Origin of the sequence: Nocardiopsis metallicus, from assembly GCF_014201115.1 — a bacterium.
Taxonomy (GTDB): domain Bacteria; phylum Actinomycetota; class Actinomycetes; order Streptosporangiales; family Streptosporangiaceae; genus Nocardiopsis; species Nocardiopsis metallicus.
Window position 1 is genome coordinate 1,482,651 of the sequence record NZ_JACHDO010000001.1, and the last position, 15,622, is coordinate 1,498,272.

General features: G+C 69.6%; 14 protein-coding genes and 1 pseudogene. 6 read left to right on the forward strand and 9 right to left on the reverse strand.

Annotated elements, in window-relative coordinates:
• The first annotated feature begins 5 nt into the window (after nt 1–5).
• Both HNR07_RS06185 and HNR07_RS06190 read left to right on the forward strand, forming a co-directional pair.
• Nucleotides 6–914 carry an SPFH domain-containing protein gene (locus tag HNR07_RS06185; RefSeq protein WP_184363061.1) on the forward strand — a complete coding sequence of 303 codons (909 nt, stop codon included), beginning with the start codon at nt 6–8 and terminating at the stop codon, nt 912–914.
• Nucleotides 915–931: 17 nt separating this feature from the next.
• Entirely contained in the window at nt 932–1,189 is a 258-nt protein-coding gene (locus HNR07_RS06190) for a hypothetical protein (RefSeq protein ID WP_184363063.1), read from the forward strand.
• A gap of 52 nt (nt 1,190–1,241) precedes the next feature.
• Here HNR07_RS06190 and HNR07_RS06195 read toward each other — a convergent pair whose 3' ends face one another.
• Both HNR07_RS06195 and HNR07_RS06200 read right to left on the reverse strand, forming a co-directional pair.
• Nucleotides 1,242–1,901, reverse strand: coding sequence for a Uma2 family endonuclease (locus HNR07_RS06195; RefSeq protein WP_184363065.1), 660 nt, complete (start codon nt 1,899–1,901; stop codon nt 1,242–1,244).
• A 166-nt stretch (nt 1,902–2,067) separates the two neighbouring features.
• Nucleotides 2,068–3,732, reverse strand: a complete 1,665-nt coding sequence (locus tag HNR07_RS06200) for an FAD-binding dehydrogenase (protein WP_184363067.1) — start codon at nt 3,730–3,732, stop codon at nt 2,068–2,070.
• 266 nt (nt 3,733–3,998) lie between these two features.
• Here HNR07_RS06200 and HNR07_RS06205 point away from each other — a divergent pair, with 266 nt between their 5' ends.
• A complete protein-coding gene (locus HNR07_RS06205) occupies nt 3,999–4,865 on the forward strand; it encodes a hypothetical protein (RefSeq protein ID WP_184363069.1) in 867 nt (288 codons plus the stop codon).
• Nucleotides 4,866–4,896: 31 nt separating this feature from the next.
• On the opposite strand, the gene HNR07_RS06210 is transcribed toward HNR07_RS06205, so the two are convergent.
• A complete protein-coding gene (locus HNR07_RS06210) occupies nt 4,897–5,991 on the reverse strand; it encodes an alcohol dehydrogenase catalytic domain-containing protein (RefSeq protein WP_184363072.1) in 1,095 nt (364 codons plus the stop codon).
• Nucleotides 5,992–6,240: 249 nt separating this feature from the next.
• On the opposite strand from HNR07_RS06210, the gene ddaH reads away from it, so the two are divergent.
• From ddaH to HNR07_RS06225, 3 genes are all read left to right on the forward strand, one after another.
• Nucleotides 6,241–7,077 carry a dimethylargininase gene (ddaH, locus tag HNR07_RS06215; RefSeq protein ID WP_184363075.1) on the forward strand — a complete coding sequence of 279 codons (837 nt, stop codon included), beginning with the start codon at nt 6,241–6,243 and terminating at the stop codon, nt 7,075–7,077.
• A gap of 155 nt (nt 7,078–7,232) precedes the next feature.
• Nucleotides 7,233–7,730, forward strand: coding sequence for a transposase (locus HNR07_RS06220; RefSeq protein WP_376769905.1), 498 nt, complete (start codon nt 7,233–7,235; stop codon nt 7,728–7,730).
• A gap of 23 nt (nt 7,731–7,753) precedes the next feature.
• Nucleotides 7,754–8,377, forward strand: coding sequence for a TetR/AcrR family transcriptional regulator (locus tag HNR07_RS06225; RefSeq protein ID WP_184363082.1), 624 nt, complete (start codon nt 7,754–7,756; stop codon nt 8,375–8,377).
• A gap of 25 nt (nt 8,378–8,402) precedes the next feature.
• Here the strand turns inward: HNR07_RS06225 and HNR07_RS06230 are convergent.
• The 6 genes and pseudogenes from HNR07_RS06230 to HNR07_RS06255 all read right to left on the reverse strand — a co-directional run.
• A pseudogene (locus tag HNR07_RS06230) lies at nt 8,403–9,362 on the reverse strand (aldehyde dehydrogenase family protein); the annotation flags it as partial.
• Between the two features lie 32 nt (nt 9,363–9,394).
• Nucleotides 9,395–10,723, reverse strand: coding sequence for an RNA-guided endonuclease IscB (gene iscB, locus HNR07_RS06235; RefSeq protein WP_312893633.1), 1,329 nt, complete (start codon nt 10,721–10,723; stop codon nt 9,395–9,397).
• 307 nt (nt 10,724–11,030) lie between these two features.
• A complete protein-coding gene (locus tag HNR07_RS35460) occupies nt 11,031–11,135 on the reverse strand; it encodes an aldehyde dehydrogenase family protein (protein WP_281386373.1) in 105 nt (34 codons plus the stop codon).
• Nucleotides 11,136–11,430: 295 nt separating this feature from the next.
• Complete coding sequence (locus HNR07_RS06245; RefSeq protein ID WP_184363085.1) at nt 11,431–13,062, reverse strand: thiamine pyrophosphate-binding protein; 1,632 nt, start codon at nt 13,060–13,062, stop codon at nt 11,431–11,433.
• Nucleotides 13,063–13,066: 4 nt separating this feature from the next.
• Entirely contained in the window at nt 13,067–14,026 is a 960-nt protein-coding gene (gene speB, locus HNR07_RS06250; protein WP_184363088.1) for an agmatinase, read from the reverse strand.
• Nucleotides 14,027–14,085: 59 nt separating this feature from the next.
• Nucleotides 14,086–15,618, reverse strand: a complete 1,533-nt coding sequence (locus HNR07_RS06255; protein WP_184363091.1) for a sodium:solute symporter — start codon at nt 15,616–15,618, stop codon at nt 14,086–14,088.
• Nucleotides 15,619–15,622: the final 4 nt, after the last annotated feature.

Genomic DNA, 15,622 nt, shown 5'->3' on the forward strand with positions numbered 1-15,622 from the left:
CACAGATGAGTGAGACACCGAGTGTCACCAGGCCGGCGCCGCAGTACCGGGAACGCGAGGCCTTCGGCTCCAGCGGGATTCCGATGTTCGTGGTGTCCGTCGTGCTGTTCCTCGCCGGTGCCGGAATCGCCTGCCTGCCCCTGATCGGCCTGCACGCGTCACTGGTCGCGGTCGGGATCGTGGTCGCCGCCGCCGGAGTGGTCCTGGCCGTCGGACTGACGATGGTCGCGCCCAACGAGGCCCAGGTCGTCCAGTTCTTCGGACGCTACGTCGGCACGATCCGCACCGACGGCCTGCGCTGGGTCAACCCGCTGACCGTGCGCAACGCGATCTCCACCCGCATCCGCAACCACGAGACCTCCGTCATGAAGGTCAACGACGCCGCGGGCAGCCCCATCGAGATCGCCGCCGTCGTCGTCTGGCAGGTGGAGGACACCGCGCGGGCCTCCTTCGAGGTGGACGACTTCATCCAGTTCGTCTCCACCCAGACCGAGGCGGCCGTGCGCCACATCGCGGGCAAGTACCCCTACGACTCCTACGGAGACGACGCCGTCCCGTCCCTGCGCGACAGCGCCGACGCCATCACCGAGCAGCTGTCCAAGGAGGTCGCCGAACGCGTCGACGCCGCGGGCGTGAAGATCGTGGAGTCCCGCTTCACCCACCTGGCCTACGCGCCCGAGATCGCCCAGGCCATGCTGCAGCGCCAGCAGGCCAGCGCCATGATCGCCGCCCGCGCGGAGATCGTCGAGGGCGCCGTCACCCTGGTCGACCGCGCCCTCGCGCGCCTGTCGGACGAGGACGTGGTGGACCTGGACGAGGAGCGCAAGGCCGCCATGGTCAGCAACCTGCTCGTGGTGCTGTGCTCCGACCGCCCCGCCAGTCCGGTCGTGAACACCGGGACGCTCTACCAGTAGATCCGGGTGAGGTTGCCGTGCCCGAGCGCAAGAAGGTGCTGTTGCGGCTCGACCCCGCCGTCCACGACGCGCTCGCGCGCTGGGCAGGGCAGGAGCTACGCAGCACCAACGCCCAGATCGAGTTCCTTCTGCGCCGCGCCCTGGACGAGGCGGGGCGGATGCCCAAGGAGGCCGGGGACATCCCCAGGAGGGGGCGACCCCGCAAACCCGAGGCCGACGGACCCGCCGCCGGGAGCGACGGCGAGGGTTCGTCGGAAGAACCAGAGCAGACATGACGGAGCCGGGTGCCCGAGGGGGACACCCGGCTCCGCGCCGTCGAGGTGAGAGCTACGCGTCGCTCTCCGACTTCTTCGTTTCCTCCGCCGTCTTCGCATCGTCCGCCTCCTTCGGTCCGCCGATGTGCAGACGCCAGTCACCGTCGGCACGCAGCAGCCACTGGGGCACGACCTTCACGGGGAAGGGCAGCTCGGTGTCCAGCACTTCCTTGTCGAAGGCCGCGGCCACCTCGGTGTACTCACCGTCCTTCAACCGCATCTCGATGATGCTCGGCCCGTCGGGGTCGGGGGTGATCACCCAGTACGAGGGGATGCCGAAGGCCGCGTACTCGTGCTTCTTGGTGTGGTGATCCCGAAGGACGCTCTCGGGGGAGACCACCTCCACCGCCAGGAGCGGAGGTTGGGTCAAGTACGGACTCTCCGCCTCGTCGGCGCTGATGACCACCAGGTCCGGGATGCGGTGATGTGTCCTGTCCCCGTTGAAGTTGATGCCGGGGCCGGTGATGACCTCACATTCCACCGGCGCCAGATTGCTCAGGTGAAAGCCAAGTCGGGATTCGACGCGACTGTGCAGGAAGACGGGTGCGGGAGACACGTCAAGCCTCCCGTCGACCAGCTCGTAGCGCCGCCCGTCGTCCGGCATGCGTTGCAGGTCGTCCACGGTGAGCGGTGCCGGTCCCAGATCCGTCTTGCCGGTAGTCATGACACTCATGATGCCTCCTCGATCGCATGGAGACCAGCGTGTCGGAACCTTTGGGCGCCCAGGCGCGAATCGCGGAATTCGCGAGTAAGTGACCACATCATTCGCCTCCTGGGGCTGCCCGGAACTGGGTAGGGGCAGGACACGCGTTCGTGCCCGCCCCTGCACGACCGTCTGCCTAACCCAGGGCGGCCGCCGCGGCCCTTCCCGCGGTACGTCCCGAGAAGATGCAGCCGCCCAGGAAGGTGCCCTCCAGGGAGCGGTAGCCGTGCACGCCGCCGCCGCCGAAGCCCGCGACCTCACCGGCCGCGTACACGCCCGGAAGCGGGGCACCGTCAGAGCGCAGCACACGCGCGTCCAGGTCGGTGTGCAGGCCGCCCAGGGTCTTGCGGGTGAGGATGTGCAGGCGCACCGCGATCAGCGGACCCGACTTTGGGTCGAGGATCTGGTGCGGGGTCGCCACCCGGGCGAGCTTGTCGCCCCTGTAGTTGCGGGCCCCGTGGATCGCCATGACCTGGAGGTCCTTGGTGAAGGTGTTGACCATCTCCCGGTCGCGGGCCACCACCTCGCGGGTCACGGTGTCGGCGTCCAGGACGTCGTCGCCGGAGACCTCGCTCATCTTGCGGATCAGCTCGGGCAGCTTGTCCGCGACCACGAAGTCGGCGCCGTTGCGCTTGAACGCCTCCACCGGGCCGGGCGCGCCCGGCAGGACCCGCTTGAGGACCAGCTTGAGGTCCTTGTCGGTCAGGTCCGGGTTCTGCTCGGAGCCGGAGAGGCCGAACTCCTTCTCGATGATCTTCTGTGAGAGCACGAACCACGTGTACTCGTGGCCGCTCCTCATGATGTGGTCCAGGGTGCCCAGGGTGTCGAAGCCCGGGAAGTACGGGGCGGGCAGCCGCTTGCCGGTCGCGTCCAGCCACAGGGACGACGGTCCGGGCAGGATGCGGATACCGTGCTTGTTCCAGATCGGGTCCCAGTTCTGGATGCCCTCGGTGTAGTGCCACATCCGGTCGCGGTTGATGATCTCACCGCCGGCCTTCTCGGTGATGCCGAGCATCCGGCCGTCCACGTGGGCGGGCACCCCCGACAGCATGTGCTCGGGCGCGGTGCCCAGCCGCTCGGGCCAGTTCTGCCGGACCAGGTCGTGGTTGCCGCCGATCCCGCCCGCGGTCACGATGACCGCCTGCGCGCCCACCTCGAACTCACCGGCCTCGTCCCGGTTGCTGGCCTGCCCCCGCTTGATGTCGCTGGGGGCCAGCACCGTGCCGCGCACCCCGGTGACCGTCCCGTTGGTCACCACGAGCTCGTCCACCCGGTGGCGGAACCGCAGGGAGATGAGCCCGCGTTCGGCGGCCGCGCGCACCCGGCGTTCGAAGGGCGCGACCACCCCCGGGCCGGTGCCCCAGGTGATGTGGAAGCGGGGGACCGAGTTGCCGTGCCCGTCGGCGAGGTAGCCGCCGCGCTCGGCCCAGCCCACGATCGGGAAGACCTTGAGCCCCTGCTGGCGCAGCCAGGAGTACTTCTCCCCGGCGGCGAAGTCCACGTAGGCCTCGGCCCACTTGCGCGGCCACTCGTCCTCGGGGCGGTCGAAGGCGGCGGTGCCCATCCAGTCCTGGAGGGCCAGCTCCTTGGAGTCCTTGATGCCCATGCGGCGCTGCTCGGGGGAGTTCACGAAGAACAGCCCGCCGAAGGACCAGAACGCCTGCCCGCCCAGGGACTGCTCGGGCTCCTGGTCCAGCAGGATCACCCGTTTCCCGGCGTCGGCGAGTTCGGCGGCCGCGGCCAGTCCGGCCAGCCCTGCCCCGACGACGATGGCGTCGGCCTGGTCGACTCCGGTACTCATGCGGTTCTCCTCGGGGGGTCGTCCGTGCCCCGGAGGACTCGGTCTTTACGGGCACGGTGTCCTTTTGGCGGCACAGAGTGCGCGATGGTGACGACTGTGCCCCGGTCCGGCCCGCGGGACAAGACCAGCGTGTGTCCCGCGCCACATCATTTGTCAGGGTGTGACAAACACGTGCCGATCGGACAGAATCTCGCTGTCGCGCTCCCGTGGTCCCGATCCTCAGGGCCATCGCAGGTCACAGCGCGCTCCGCTGAGAAAGATCCCCCGTGCACTTCCCTCTGCCGACCTTCGTCCCCGGTCCGGTCGCCACCGCCATCGCCCTGGTCCTACTGGCCTACCACGTGGTCTCACCCCCGCTGCTGTGGCGGTTGCGGACGAGGAGGGACCGGCGCCGAACCGAGCCGGACCCCACGCCCATGGCCAGTGAGTTCCGCCTCGGCACGTGGTGCCTCCCCGTCGAGGCCCTGCTGGTGATGGCCTTCCTCGGCACCGCGACCGCGGTCTTTCCCGCCGACATCGGTTGGGCCGCGCCAGCTGTCGCCGACCCGGAACCGCTCGGCCATCTCCTGGCGGGGGCGGGCGGCCTGGCCGTCTTCGTGCTCTTGGTCCTGGCCCTCGCCCGGTCCCACCTCAAGCTCCTGGCCCACGTCCGCGCCGGAGCACTGCCGAGTGGTGTGCGCAGGGAGGATCTCCTCCCCTCGCCACGGGACCGGCGTGAGCTCGGGTTCATGGCCGGTTGCTGCGCCGTGACCGTGCTCTCCCAGGTCCTGGTGGTCTACACGGTCCTGTTCCCGGTGCTGGCGCAGGTCTTCGGCTCCGCCCTGCTCGCCGCACTCGTGCTGGGCCTGCTGGGCGGCTGGCAGTACGTGGGCCAGGGCGGCGGCATGATCGGGACGATGGCGGTGCTGAGCACCGCCGGACTGCTCGTCTACGCGCTGCTCCTCCCCGGATCCCTACTGGTTCCCGTGCTGCTCTGGGTCAGCTACTACGCGGTCGTGACGGGGGTCGCCATCGCCCTCGCCCGGCTGCCGATCCCGCAGAACTCCCGCCCCCGGCACCCGGTCGAGGTGACGATGCTCGACGCCGACGGCAACCCGGTCGAGCGCCCCGGGCAGGGAGCGCTCGACCGCTGAGGCCCGAACCTGTTGAACCCTGTGGCCGTGCTCAGGCGCCGAAGCGGACCAGGGACCGGCCGCCCTTGCCCTGGCGCATGCGCTCGAAGGCGTCGGGCAGACCCTCCAGGGAGATCTCGTCGGTGATCATCGCGGCGAGCTTCAGCTCTCCCGCCCGGACCGCCTCGGCGAGCACCGGGATGTCCCGGGCCGGGTCGCTGGAGCCGTAGACGCAGCCCTGGAGGGTGCGTGCCTGGTGGAACAGTTCCAGGGCGTTGAAGGACACCTCGTCCTGCTTCGAGCCCAGCCCCACCACCGTCACGGTGCCGCCCCGGCGGGAGGAGTTCCACGCGGTACGCACCACCTGCGCCTTGCCGACCACCTCGAAGGCGTGGTCGACCCCCCGCCCGCCGGTCAGCTTGCGCACCGACTTGTGCACCTTCGGGTCGGAGACCAGGAATTCGGTGGCGCCCAGGGAACGGGCCAACTGCTCCTTCTCGGTGGAGACGTCGACCGCGATCAGCGGGTCGGCCCCCGCCATCCGAGCGGCTTGGAGGAGGGACAGGCCCACTCCGCCCAGCCCCAGCACCAGGGCGGACTGGCCCGCCCGCAGCTTGGCGGCGTTGTTGACGGCGCCCCATCCGGTGAGCGCCGCGCAGCCCAGCATCGCCGCGACCGCCAGGTCGACCCCGTCCGGCAGCGGGACGAGAGCACCGACCGGGACGACCGTGGCCTCGGCGAAGGCGCCGGTGTTCAGTCCCGGGTGTACCGGGGTGCCGTCGGTGAGCTCGGCGTAGGGGGTGAGCATGCGGTCGAGGGCGTGCTCGCACAGGTGGGGTTCGCCCTGTTCGCAGAACCAGCACGCGCGGCAGGGCGGCGCCCAGTTCAGGATGACCTGCTGGCCCGGCATCACCTCGGTCACACCGGGGCCGACCGCCTCGACGGTGCCCGTGCCCTCGTGGCCCAGGACCGCGGGCAGGGGCTGGGCCAGCGTCCCGTTCGACAGGGAGAGATCGGAGTGGCACACGCCGGCCGCGACCATCCGGACCCGGACCTGGCCCGGGCCGGGGTCGGGCAGGACGACGTCGCGGATCTCGGGGGGAGCGTCGGTCTCGTGGAAGACGGCTGCCTTGACGGTCGTACTCATGAGGAGGTCTCCAATCGCGGAACTGCGGAGACCTTAGCAATACCGGCCGGTCGGTCGGTGGTGCGGGGCGCCCTCCGCCAGGCAGGGCCGCACGGTTTCGGCGGACATTGGTCGACTTTATGCAAAAGCTTATATTGGCGGGCCTTCAGTGCGGGTATCTCACTTTTGTCCGCCGGATAACGCGGTGTGGTAAATGCCTGTACCACTGCGGGCCGTACGGCCTCCGGTGCACCTCAACGGGGAGGTTTCATGGCTCGACCTGTCGACTCGGCGGCCGCGGTGACACCGCGGCACTACCTGATGTGCAGACCCACCTACTTCGCGGTGGAATACGCGATCAATCCGTGGATGGATCCGGCGGCGGGCGTCGACCGGGCGCGCGCCGTCCGTCAGTGGGAGGGGCTGCGGGACCTGTACCGGTCCCTGGGTCACAGGGTCAGCGAGATCGCGCCGATCGAGGGGCTGCCCGACATGGTCTTCGCGGCCAACGGCGCACTGGTCGTGGACGGGCGCGTCTACGGTGCCCGGTTCGCCAGTGCCGAACGCACCCCGGAGGGCCCGGCCTACCTGGACTGGTTCCGCAAGGCGGGCTACACCGAGGTCCGGGAGCCCAAGCACGTCAACGAGGGCGAGGGCGACTTCATCACCCTCGACGACGTGGTCCTGGCCGCCACCGGGTTCCGTACCGAGGCCGCCGCCCACCAGGAGGCCGAGCGTCTCCTGGGCCGCCCGGTCGTCACCCTGCAGCTGGTCGACCCGCGCTTCTACCACCTGGACACCGCGCTGTTCGCACTCTCCGGCGACCAGGTCGCCTACTACCCCGGCGCATTCTCCGAGGGCAGCTGCAGGGTGCTGCGCGCCCTGTACCCCGACGCGCTCCTGGCCACGGAGGAGGACGCGGCGGTGCTCGGGCTCAACGCGGTCTGCGACGGCCGCAACGTGGTCATCGCCGCCGAGGCGACCGCGCTCGCCGGGCGGCTGCGCGCTCTGGGCTTGGAGGTCCACCCCGTGGAGCTCGACGAACTGCGTAAGGCCGGCGGCGGGGCCAAGTGCTGCACCCTCGAGCTGAGGGGCGCATCGGAGTGACAAACCGCGGGCGGGTTCCGCGCACCCCCGTGCGGAATCCGCCCGCCTAAACAACTCTGGGTGTGGGATGCGCCACGTTCCGAATTCGCCTCGGTCGCGGCCCCACAGGTCACGTACACCGGGGTGCCGAACCCGTGGATCGGACGGGGAAACTCATGTCCGGCGGCCTCTGGCCAAAGCCGCCGATCCCACTAGCTTGGCGTTTAACCTCGAGCCCGCGCTCAGAGCAGGTCAGTCAGATGTGGTGGGCTTATTTGCGCCGGTTCGACATCGAGCACACCTTCCGCTTCCTCAAACAGTCGTTGGGGTGGAACGCACCCCGGCTACGGGACCCGCGATCGGCGGACCGGTGGTCCTGGCTGGTCGTGGTGGCCTATACCCAGCTACGTCTGGCCCGGTTGTTGGCGCGTCAGGTCAGATTGCCCTGGCATCGGCTGGTGGAAGCGGACCGGATGAGTCCGGCGCGGGTGCGTCGGGGGTTTCGGTACATTCGCGCTGACCTGCCGGTGTGTGTGGGTGCACCGAAATCCTGCGGGCCTGGTCCGGGGCGTCCGGTGGGGAGCCAGAACAAGCGTCCAGCTCCCCGATACGGGGTTCCCAAGAAGAACAAAACGGGCACTAGGGGGCACCCCGGAGCCAAGCAAGCAGGTTAAACGCCAAGCTAGGGTCGGTTTCCGTGAAGACCAAACAGCGCAGACTTCCACGTCATGTCAGGGAACGACAGCTGATCGACGCCGCCGTCACAGCGTTCTCCCGTGGTGACTACCACACGGTCAGCGTTGAGGAGATCGCCGAGGTCGCCGGGACGTCCAAGCCGACGGTGTACCACTACCTGGGTTCGAAGGAAGGGATCTTCACCGCCTGCGTGCGCAGGGAGATGGAACGGCTCGTCGAGACCATCCGGGCCGCCGTGCACGACCCCGCCGCCCCGCTCGGCGACGACCCGCTGCACCGCGGGATGCAGGCCTTCTTCACCTTCGTGGTGGACAACCAGGAGAGCTGGACCGTTCTGTACCGGCGCGCGGCCGTGCAGGGAGAGCCCTTCGCGGGCGAGACCACCCGCATGCGCGACCGCGTCACCGAGGAGATGGCCGAGCTCATCACCGCCTGCACCAGCGGGGACTTCGGCGCCCTCGACCCCAGGGACGCCCAACTGCTGGCCCGGGTCGCGGTGAGCACCGCGGACGCCTTCGTGGACTGGCTGCTGGAGAACCCGGACGAGACCCCCGACACCATGGCCGGACACGTCACCGAACTGACCTGGTCCCATCTGAGAGCGCGTCGCCCGGCCGGGGTCTGAACCGGCCCGGCCGGGCAGCCGGACGCTAGTCCAGGGAGCTCATCACGTGCTTGACGCGCGTGTAGTCCTCCAGGCTGTAGGCGGACAGGTCCTTGCCGTAACCCGAACGCTTGAACCCGCCGTGCGGCATCTCCGACAGCAGGTCGCCGTGGGTGTTCACCCACACCGCACCGAAGTCCAGTCCGCCGGAGACCCGCAGCGCACGCGCGTGGTCGCGGGTCCACACCGAGGACGCCAGGCCCTGCTCGACGCCGTTGGCCAGCTCCACGGCCTCGGCCTCGTCGGTGAACCGCTGCACGGTGACCACCGGTCCGAACACCTCCTCCAGGACGATCTCGTCGTCGGCGCGCAGCCCGGAGACGACCGTGGGGGCCAGGAAGTACCCCCTCTCGCCGACCCGGTGCCCGCCGGTCTCCACCTTCGCGTGCGCGGGCAGGCGCTCCAGCAGCCCGGTGACCCGGGCGAACTGGTCGGCGTTGTTGAGCGGCCCGAAGTCGCTCGCCTCCGCTGAGGGGCGCCCGGTCACCTGTTCGGCGGCCAGGCGGGACAGCTCGGTGACGAACGCGTCGTGGACGGAGTCGTGCACGATCACGCGGGTGGCGGCGGTGCAGTCCTGCCCGGCGTTGAGGAAGCCCGCCGCGACCACTCCGGCGGCGCTGTCGGCCACGTCGGCGTCGTCGAAGACCAGCACCGGGGCGTTGCCGCCCAGCTCCAGGTGCAGGCGCTTGAGGTCGTCGGAGGCGCTCTTGGCCACCTGCGCGCCGGCGCGGGTGGAACCGGTGACCGACACCAGGCGCGCGGCCGGGTGTTCCACCAGGGCGCGTCCGGTGTCGCGGTCGCCCACCACCGTGTTGAGCACGCCCGCGGGCAGTACCTCGGCGGCGATCTCGGCGAGCAGGACCGTGGTGGTCGGCGTGGACTCGGCGGGCTTGAGCACCACGGTGTTGCCCGCGGCCAGCACCGGACTGATCTTCCACACGGCCATCATCGATTTGTTGGGCATGGAAATCCGGCTTCTCACAACCGGGAAAAAACGCTCTGCTCTTTCCTGGTGGTGTAGGCGTAGCCATCGGCCCTCTGGAGCAACCGAACATGCCGGTGGCTGATGCCCTGAACGCTGCTCTGGTTGGTGGCGATATTAAAACTTCCGGTGGCGCGTACCGCGACCCGCCCGATGTATGTACCTGCCTTCTTCCCTCTGGGGACGACGGCACGGACCAGGTCACCGGTGGCGAAGGAGAAGAAGTGCTTGGTGCGGGGTAGCCGGAGCCGGGGGAACCCGTGTTTGTCGGTTCGGGTGCGGGAATAGGAGCCTCGCCCGGTGCACCCGGCCACCAGGATCGTTTTGACCGTTTGAGTGATGGTGTCGAGCTTGCCCACGGCCAAGGCGTCCAGGGTGTGGGACTTGGGAAGTTGGTTGCGGGTGCGGTTCCATTTGGTGCGCCCACCCGAGGAAACACGGGTGGGCAATCTTGCGTCCAGGGCTCGCCAGAGCGCCCGCCGGGTGGTGTTGACGGCAGCGGCGTCACGTAGTGGGGCCTTTGCCTGGGCGAGGATTCGGTTCAGGGTGCGTGTGTTGGTGACGAACTCTTCGACGGGCTTGTTGTCCTTGGCCTGGTTGCAGGGGATGCAGGCCAGGACCAGGTTGGCGACCCGGTCTGAGCCGCCTCGGGAACGGGGGTGGACGTGGTCGAGGTTGAGCGGGGTGTTGGTCGCCCCGCAGTAGACGCAGGTGCGGTCGAACTTGGCTAGCAGGTATTCCCGCACCTCGAACCCGTGTAGTGTGCCGTGCTGATACTCCAGCCCCTCCAACGGACGTCCTACGGAGAGGGCGTGGGTGTCGAAGGCGACCCGCTCCACATGCACTGCCCGCACCGGCGCCCATCGGCTGAGCCGGTCTACCCACGCGATAGTCGTGTCCACCCGGTGCTTCAGGGACGGCGGAAACCACCCCTGAGGGCGGGCGCGGTTGTCGAACCGAGGTGCCCGGTAGCGCAGGTTCGTGCTCCGGCGCCGACGACGATAGTTTGCGCGCTGGTCGAGCTTCTTCTTGATCCGCGCGCCCCGGTGGTCAAGCTGGAGGCTGAAGCGACTTCGACGCTCGCCTGCTTGGGTAGTGAACACGGCGATGCCAGTGTGCTTGGAACCCGGATCGATGCCGACTTCGACGCCATCGACTTCAGACTCAGCGACGGTGCGGTCTTTGACTCGGATGGTGAACGGGGTGTGGCGGGCGACAACGGCCCGGCCTTTGGTCAGGAGCTTGCGAGCTCTGGCGGACGGGCAAGGTTGTAACGGGAGGCCGTGTTTGTCGAGGACGAACACGGACGGGTGGGTGGTGCGCACCTCACGGTGCTGCTCCCCGGCCCCGGAGGGTCCGGGGGTGACGCCACCGGCACCAGGTGAGGTGCTGGTGGTCTCCCCTCGACCATGTTCCACACCGGGTACCGCAATTGCGCGGTGTCCGTGCCCCGTTTCGTTCCCGATCCGGGGAGTGTCTGCTGGCACGGATTCCAGAGCAGGCCGCTGAGGAAGCACGGCCTGGTGGGTCTGCTGTCCTGTGCGGAACGTAGCCATCAAGGTCACCTCCTGACAGGTGATGGCTGGGTCTGGTAAAGGCAGCCTTCGATCACGGGGGTTGAAGTCTCGGCCTTCAGGGCCGGGATCCCTTTACCAGCGGGTAGTTCCACGGTGTGATGCCAACGCACACCCCGACCGGCTCGTGGCGGATTAACGAGGTGCCGTTCTCAACGACCATGGTCCAACTTCGAGTCTTAGGCAGGTGAGTGCGCGAGTTGGAAGGGAAACCCGACCTGTCGTTTGCTCACACTTGCCGCACCCATGTTCGAGAGCGTAGCGCCGCAAGACGTCTCCGCGTGGGTGTTCCCTCACATTGTGCGCACCAGATCAACTGGAAGTCAGTTGCCAATAAGTGGTGTGGGGTATGACTGGGACACGGCTGGACTCCTGAGGGGATCAGAACGGAGTGGGAGGGGAAGGGGGCGGGGGTGCGCGGCGCCGTTGACGCGCACCCCCGGAAAGGACGGCTGAGGTCAGCCGTCCAGGTGGGTTGCGGCGAACAAACCCACGTGCATCGGAAGAACCACCACGCTCGGCCCCGGCTCCGACAGCGCCACCGCCAGGTCCTCCTCGACCCTCTCGGGCGAGGTCAGGGTGGCCGGAACCCCGAAGGAGGCGGCCAGCGCCACGAAGTCCGGGCGGGTGAGCTCGGTGTGCGTGGCCTCGCCGAAGGCGCCCTGCATGTACTCGCGGAGGATGCCGTAGCCGCCGTCGTCCACGATCAGCCAGGTCACGTCCAGGTCGTGCTGGCGGGCGGTGGCCAGCTCCGCGATCGAGTACATGGCGCCGCCGTCACCGGAGACCGCCAGGACCGGGCCGCGGCCGGTCGCCGCCGCGCCCAGCGCCGCCGGGAAGCCGTACCCCAGACCGCCCGAACCCTGGGCGGAGTGCATCTGACCGTCGCGCGGGTCCCAGGCCGACCACGCCCAGTAGGCCAGTACGGTCATGTCCCAGAAGCTCGGAGCGTCGTCCGGCAGGGCCGCGCGCACCGAAGCCAGCAGGGTCTGTTCGGCTGCCAGGTCCTGCCCGACCAGCCTCTTGGCCACCCGCGCCTTGACCCCGGCGACCTCGGCCGCGACCTCCGGGTTCCGGTCGCGCGGGCTCACCCGCTCGGCCAGGGCGGCCAGGGTCAGCGCCGCGTCGCCGTGGATCCCCAGCGCCGGGACGTTGGCCTCCAGCTTGCCGAGGTCGGCCTCGACCTGCACCACCCGGCCCTTGGGCGCGAAGGTGTGGTAGTTGCTGGACAGCTCGCCCAGCCCCGAACCCACCACCAGGAGGACGTCGGCGCCCTCCAGGTAGTCGGTGGTGTGCCGGTCCTCGATCCACGACTGCAGTGAGAGCGGGTGCTCCCACGGGAAGGCGTCCTTACCGCCGAAGGTGGTGGCCACCGGCGCCTGCAGCGCCTCGGCCAGCTCCAGCAGCGCCTTCTGCCCGCCCGAACGACTCACCCCGCCGCCTGCGAGCACCACCGGACGCCGGGCCTCGTCCAGCAGCCGGGCCGCCTCGTCGACCATCTCCGCACGCGGCGCCAGCGGCGCGGGCATCGCGTCCACGTCCGTGACCGGCGGCACGACGGTCGGCTCCAGCAGCACGTCCTGCGGGATCTCCACCAGAACCGGGCCCGCGGGCGCCGCCGCGGCGGTCCGCCAGGCCTCGGCCAGCGCGGACGGGATCTGCGAGGCGTGCCGGACGGTGACCGCCGACTTCGTGACGTTGGCGAAGCTCGCCGACTGCTCCGGCAGCTCGTGCAGGTAGCCGTGGCGGCCCCCGCCCAGCCCCGCACGCGGGATCTGGCTGCTGATCACCAGTACCGGGGCGCCGGCCGCCCGCGACTCCTGCAACGAGGCCAGGGTGAGCAGCGCACCGGGTCCGGTGGAGACCAGCAGCGGTGTGACCTCCCCGGTCAGCCGGGCGTGCCCGTCGGCGGCGAAGGCCGCGTTGTTCTCCACCCGGCTCGACACGAACCGCAACTCCGGGGCCCGACGCAGCGCGTCGAACAACCCCAGTGCGTGCTGACCGGGGATGCCGAAGGCCACCCCGGCTCCCAACGCGGTCAGGGTCTCCGTCACCAGGTCACCGCCGTTGCGCGGTGCGCTCCCACCCATGTGTCTAGTTCCCCGTCTTCCGCTGGTGGTTCAGGGCCAGCAGGCTGACCAGGTCGTAGGCCACGTGCGAGGCGGCCGTGGAGGTGATCTGTGCGTGGTCGTAGGCCGGGGCGACCTCCACCACGTCGGCGCCGACCAGGTTCAGGTCGGCCAGCCCGCGCAGGATCTCCAGGAGCTCGCGGCTGGTGATACCGCCCGCCTCCGGGGTGCCGGTACCGGGGGCGTGCGCCGGGTCCAGGACGTCGATGTCCACGGACACGTACAGCGGACGGTTCCCGATGCGTTGGCGCAGGGAGTCGGCGATCTCGTCCACGCCCTTGCGCAGGACGTCGGCGGCGGTGACGATGCCGAACCCGAAGCGGCGGTCCTCCTCCAGATCGCGCTTGCCGTACAGGGGGCCGCGGGTGCCCACGTGCGCGATCGCCTCGGTGTCGAGGATGCCCTCCTCCACGGCCCGGCGGAACGGGGTGCCGTGTGTGTAGGGCTCACCGAAGTAGGTGTCCCAGGTGTCCAGGTGGGCGTCGAAGTGCAGCAGGGCGATCGGACCGTGTTTGCGGTACAGCGAACGCAGCAGCGGCAGCGCGATCGTGTGGTCGCCGCCCAGGGTGACCAGCCGGGTCCCGGACTCGACGAACTTCGAGGCGCCCTGGTCCAGGGTCTCCACGGCGTCGCCGATGGAGAACGGGTTCACGGCGATGTCGCCGCCGTCGACCACCTGCAGGCGCTCGAACGGGGCCACGTCCAGACCCGGGTGGTAGGGGCGCAGCAGGCGGCTGGCCTCGCGGATCGCGGAGGGGCCGAAGCGGGCGCCGGGCCGGTAGGACACCCCGGTGTCGAAGGGCACGCCGATGACGGCGACGTCGGCGCGCTCGACCTGGTCGATGCGGGGCAGCCGGGCGAAGGTCGCCGGGCCCGCGAAGCGCGGGACGAGGCTGGAGTCGGTGGGTCCGATCGGGCTGTTCATCTGGTCCGTTTCCTGTCGTCGGTGCTGTCGGTGCTGTCGGTGCTGTCGGTGCTGTCGGTTCAGTTGGTTCGGTCGGCCTCGGTCTGAGCCGGGGCCGCGCTGTCAGCGCTGCCGGTGGTGGCCGCGGCGGCTTCGTTCTGGGCCTCGTTCTCGGGGACGTCCTGGCCGCGCAGGCGCCGCTGCCAGAGGCCGAGGACGGCCGGGTCGGTGGGCTCGGTCATCAGGCTGACGACCACGTAGACCACCAGCGCGGTGCCCAACCCCACGTAGACGGGTTCATTGGCGAGCAGGCCGGTGATCGCCATGGTGATGATGACGGCCACGGACCCAGCCAACATGGAGGCGAGCGCGCCCGCACGGGTGCCGCGCCGCCAGACCAGTCCGCCGAGGATCGCGACGAGCAGACCGCCCACGAGGATGTTGTAGGCCAGGGTGAGCGCGGCGACCACGTTGTCGACGGCCAGCGCCACGCAGATGCTTGCCACACCCAGGACCAGGGTGAAGATCCGGTTGGCGGCGACCTCGTCGCCGCCCCTGGTCCCGGTGCCCGGGCCGCGCCCGAAGAGACGGCGCACCTGCGGCCACAGGTCGGTGGAGGTCACCGCGGAGCAGGCGATGAGGGCACCGCTGGCGGTGGACATCACGGCCGACAGCGCGGCGGCGATGACCAGACCGGCCAGGCCCACGGGCAGGGTGGCCTCCACCATGAGGGTGAAGGAGTCGTCGGGGTTGGCCAGGTTGGGGAACATGACGGCTGCGGCGGTACCGATGAGCGCCCCGCACACGCCGTAGATCAGGCAGTACACGCCCGCGCCGAGACCGCCGACCTTGGCGATCCGGTCGTTGCGGCCGGTGAAGACCCGCTGCCAGATGTCCTGGCCGATGAGCAGCCCCAGCGAGTAGATGACGAAGTAGGTCAGGATCGTCTCGCCACCGATGTTGGTGGGGCTGAAGTAGGCGGGGTCCAGGGACTCGCGCATCCCCGAGAAGCCGCCCGCCGACCAGATCGCCACGGGGGTGAGGATCATGACCAGGCCGACGGTCTTGATCGCGAACTGCGCCATGTCCGTCATGGTCACCGACCACATGCCGCCCATCGTGGAGTACAGCACCACGATGGAGCCGCCGATGATGATCGCGGCCACGCGCGGCAGCCCGAACAGGCCGCTGAAGATGGTGGAGAAGGCCAGGGTGGAGGGCACGATCAGCATGAAGGTGTAACCCCACATGACCAGGCCGGAGATCACCCGGGAGTTGCCGCCGTAGCGCAGGTCCAGCATCTCCGAGACGGTGTAGACCCGCAGCCGGGAGATGCGCTTGGCGAAGAACAGGTGCAGAACGAGGATGCCGACACCGATCGCGACCACCAGCCAGGCTCCGGAGACGCTGTAGGTGTAGCCCAGACCGATACCGCCGACGGTGGACGCGCCGCCCAGGACCACGGCCGCCATCGTGCCCGCGTACATCAGGGGGCCGAGCCGGCGCCCCGCCACCAGGTAGTCGGACTTGTTCCGCGTACGGCGCATCCCCCACCAGCCCAGGGCGATCATGCCCAGGAGGTAGGCGGCGATCACCGCGAGGTCGATGAGCATGGTG